The following is a 3,748-nucleotide window of genomic DNA, read 5'->3' as shown; positions in this document are numbered from 1 at the left end:
ACGCGCGCCGCCATCACCGCAGGCTCGGCCCCGCAGATGGTCAATCTGCCGCGCGGAACCTCCTTCGCCGTCGACCTGCCGGCGGATGCGCGCGACGTCATCATCTCCAATCCGGCCGTGGCCGAGGCCATGCTGCATTCGCCGCGCCGGATCACCATGATCGGCCTGGCGGGCGGCGAGACGGACGCCGTCTTCCTGGACGCGAGCGGGCGCACCATCCTGGCGCTGCGGGTGCGCGTGGACGCGGGGGTCAGCGCGCTTCAGGATACTTTAGCGCGCGTGGCGCCGGGCTCGAACGTGCGCGCCGAGGCGGTCAACGACAGCATCATCCTGACCGGCGTGGCGGCCAGCCCGCTTGAAGCCGAACGCGCCGCCCAGGTGGCCCGCGCCTTCGTCAGCGCGCCCGAAAAGGTCATGAACATGATCGCCGTCGCCGGATCGGATCAGGTGACGCTGAAGGTGCGCGTGGTCGAGGTGCAGCGCAACGCCATCAAGCAGCTCGGCTTTGACACCCAGGCGGTGCTCGGCCGTGTCGGCGACACTCAATGGCTGCTGGGCAACAGCGCCACCTGGGGCGTGAACGGCTCCTTCCTGGGCGGTCTGGCGGGCGGGATCGCGCGCGACACCACCAAGAACTTCCAGATGCAGGTGCCTTGTATCGGTCCGGGCTGGCCGGAAGGCGCCATGTGCCCGGTGACGGTCGACGGCAGCCCCGGCGATCCGTCCAACTGGGACACGGCAAAGCCTGGAACCGGCCCCGGCTCGGACGGGCTGAACAAGGGCGAGGCCATGCTCAAGGCCTTTGAGCGCGTCGGCCTGGTGCGGATGCTAGCCGAGCCCAATCTGACGTCGGTCAACGGCGAGGCGGCCAGCTTCCTGGCCGGGGGCGAGTTCCCCGTGCCCGCCGGACGTGATCGCGAAGGCCAGGTCACCGTCGAATACAAGCCCTACGGCGTCGGCCTGTCGTTCCGGCCGGTGGTCCTGTCGGAAGGGCGTATTAGCCTGCAGGTCAAGGTCGAGGTGTCGGAGCTTACGCCCAGCGGCGGCCTGACTATCGGCGCGGGCACGCCGTCCTCCATCACCCTGCCGGGTCTGACGGTGCGGCGCAGCGAGAACACCATCGAACTGCCTTCGGGCGGGTCGATGATGATCGCCGGCCTGCTTCAGGAATCCACGCGACAGGCGATCGACGCCTTGCCGGGCATGACCAATCTGCCTGTGCTGGGCCAGTTGTTCCGCTCGCGCGACTATGTGATGGGCGAGACCGAGCTGGTGGTCATCGTCGAGCCCTATATCGTCAACCCGACCTCGCCGGATCGGATGCAGACGCCCGCCGATGGCTTGCGCATCGCCCAGGACGCCCAGACCATCTTCTTCGGCCAGTTGAACCAGGTCTACGGTTCGCCCGCCCCGGCGGCCCAGCCGGGCGCCGGATGGCGCGGCCCTGTCGGCTATGTGATCGAGTGAGCGCCATGATCCGCACCGTCTCCATCTCCGCTGCTGTCCTGAGCCTGAGCCTGGCGTTGTCGGCCTGCGTCGGAGGGCCGGCCAGTCTGGGCGGCGAGCCGCCGCTGACGCCGACCTCGCGCTTCAGTCTGCAAGTCGAGCCAGGGGTGGATCGCATCGCCCTGGCGGTGCACGAGGCCGGTCTGTCCGCCAATCAGCGCGCGGCGCTGGAGGCTCTGGTCGGGCGCTTCGCCATGGAAGGCGCGCCGGTGCTGGTGATCGAGGCGCCGGCGGGCGGCGATCCCGTAGCAACCCAGGCGGCCTGGAACGTCAAGGCGGCGTTCGAGGCGGCGGGCGTGCCGGGCGAGCGTATCCAACTGGTCGGCTACGCCGCCCCGGACCCCAGGGCGCCGGTGCTGGTCGGCTTCGAGACGGTGCGCGCCGTCGTGCCGCAGTGCGGAACCCAGTGGGGCAATCTGGGCCGCACCGGCGACAATCAATCGGCCTCCAACTTCGGTTGCGCCGTGAACGCCAACCTGGCCGCCCAGATCGCCGATCCGCGCGACATCGTCGCCCCGCGCGCCATGACCCCGGCGGATTCCGGTCGTCGCTCGGTGGTGTTCGACGCCTATCGCGAGGGCGGGCAGACCTCCGCCCAGCGTGAGACCCTGTTGTCGCAGACCAAGATTTCACAGGCTGTGCAATGACGACGGCGCCCAAGCCCTTCCCTTCTCAGGATTTCGACGCCCTGGACGGTTTCGATCTTGATGATGAGTTCATGGACCTGCACCCGACGGGGGCGCCCGCGCCTGCGCCCATGGGACAGGCGTCTGACCCCTTTGATCCGGTCGGGCGGATGCGGACGGAAACCGAGACGGCGATGAACGCCTCGGGCGCTTCACCCGCCGTCGCGCCGCCGGTGGTCGCCGCCATGCCCGCGGTCGAGACGTCCACGGCCCTGGCGATGGGCGGGCCGGCCTCGGTCGAGGTGTCGATCCCGCGCATCGGCGTGCACATCTTCGCCGAGCGCCAGGATACGGCCGCCGCCGCCGAACGCGCCGGCCAGGACCGCCGCATGGCCCGCGCCACGACCCAGATCCGCCTCGGCGGCGTCCAGGCGGCGATCGAATCCTATCAGGCCGAGCCGACGCCGCCCCTGATCATCGTCGAGAGCCTGAAGGCGCCGCAGGATCTGCTGGCCGAGATCGACCAACTGGCCCAGGTCTGCGACGCGGGCACCAAGGTCGTCATCATCGGCGCGACCAACGACATCCTGCTGTTCCGCGAGCTGATGCGGCGGGGCGTGAGCGAATATCTGGTGGCGCCGGTGCAGCCGCTGCAACTGATTGCCGCCATCGGGGGCCTGTTTGCCGATCCGGCCCAGCCTTTCGTCGGCCGCACCATCGCCTTCGTCGGCGCGCGCGGCGGGGCAGGCGCCTCGGCCGTGGCGCACAACACCGCCTATGCGATGAGCGAGCGGATCGGTGTCAACACCGTCATCGTCGACTATGATCTGCCGTTCGGCACGGCGGGGCTGGACTTCAACCAGGATCCGCTGAACGGCGTGGCGGACGCCCTGAACCAGCCGGATCGCCTGGACGCCACCTTGCTGGACCGGATGATGGTCCGCTGTACCGACAAGCTGAGCCTGTTCGCCGCGCCCGCGACGCTGGAGACCGACTGGGACATCGGCGCCGAGGCCTTCGAGGAGGTCACCACCCGCATCAGGGCGACCGCCCCCTTCGTCGTGCTGGACCTGCCGCACCTGTGGTCGGGCTGGATGCGGCGGGCGCTGATCGCAGCCGATGAAGTGGTGGTGGTGGCGACGCCGGACCTGGCCTCGCTGCGCAACGCCAAGAACATGATCGACCTGATCAAGCAGGGACGCCCCAACGACGCCCCGCCGCGTCTGGTGCTGAACCAGGTGGGCATACCGGGTCGGCCCGAGATACCGGCCAAGGACTTCGGCGCGGCCCTGGGCATCCATCCCAGCCTCAGCATCCCCTTCGACGCCAAGGTGTTCGGCTCGGCCGCCAACAACGGCCAGATGATCATCGACGCCGCCGCCAAGACCAAGGCGGCCGAAGCCTTCGAGACCCTGGCCCAGATCGTCTCGCGCCGTGAGCTGCCCGCCGCATCCGCGCGCGCTGCAGGGCGCGCCAAGCCGACAGCAGCGGCCAAGAGCGCCGGGGGCAGTTCTCTGCTCGGCTCTCTGTTCAGCAAGAAGCGCTGAGGCCGTGTTCGGCAAGCGGACAGCACCGTCGGGCCTGGCCCCCGCCGCGCCGCGACCCGCGCCGGCTCC

3 protein-coding genes are annotated in these 3,748 nt (G+C 69.8%); all 3 read left to right on the top strand.

Annotated elements, in window-relative coordinates; genetic code table 11:
* A partial coding sequence (locus RT567_RS11050) for a type II and III secretion system protein family protein (RefSeq protein ID WP_313576425.1) occupies positions 1-1,467 on the top strand: 1,467 nt, incomplete at its 5' end.
* A gap of 5 nt (positions 1,468-1,472) precedes the next feature.
* On the top strand, positions 1,473-2,153 hold the full coding sequence (locus RT567_RS11045) for a CpaD family pilus assembly protein (protein ID WP_313576424.1): 681 nt from the start codon (positions 1,473-1,475) through the stop codon (positions 2,151-2,153).
* On the top strand, positions 2,150-3,679 hold the full coding sequence (locus RT567_RS11040; protein WP_313576423.1) for an AAA family ATPase: 1,530 nt from the start codon (positions 2,150-2,152) through the stop codon (positions 3,677-3,679). The genes RT567_RS11045 and RT567_RS11040 overlap by 4 nt, the downstream gene beginning before the upstream one ends.
* Positions 3,680-3,748: the final 69 nt, after the last annotated feature.

It is taken from the genome of Brevundimonas sp. (assembly GCF_032107865.1).
In the GTDB taxonomy this organism is placed as follows: Bacteria; Pseudomonadota; Alphaproteobacteria; order Caulobacterales; family Caulobacteraceae; genus Brevundimonas.
This window is presented reverse-complemented; position numbering and strand designations above follow the sequence as displayed.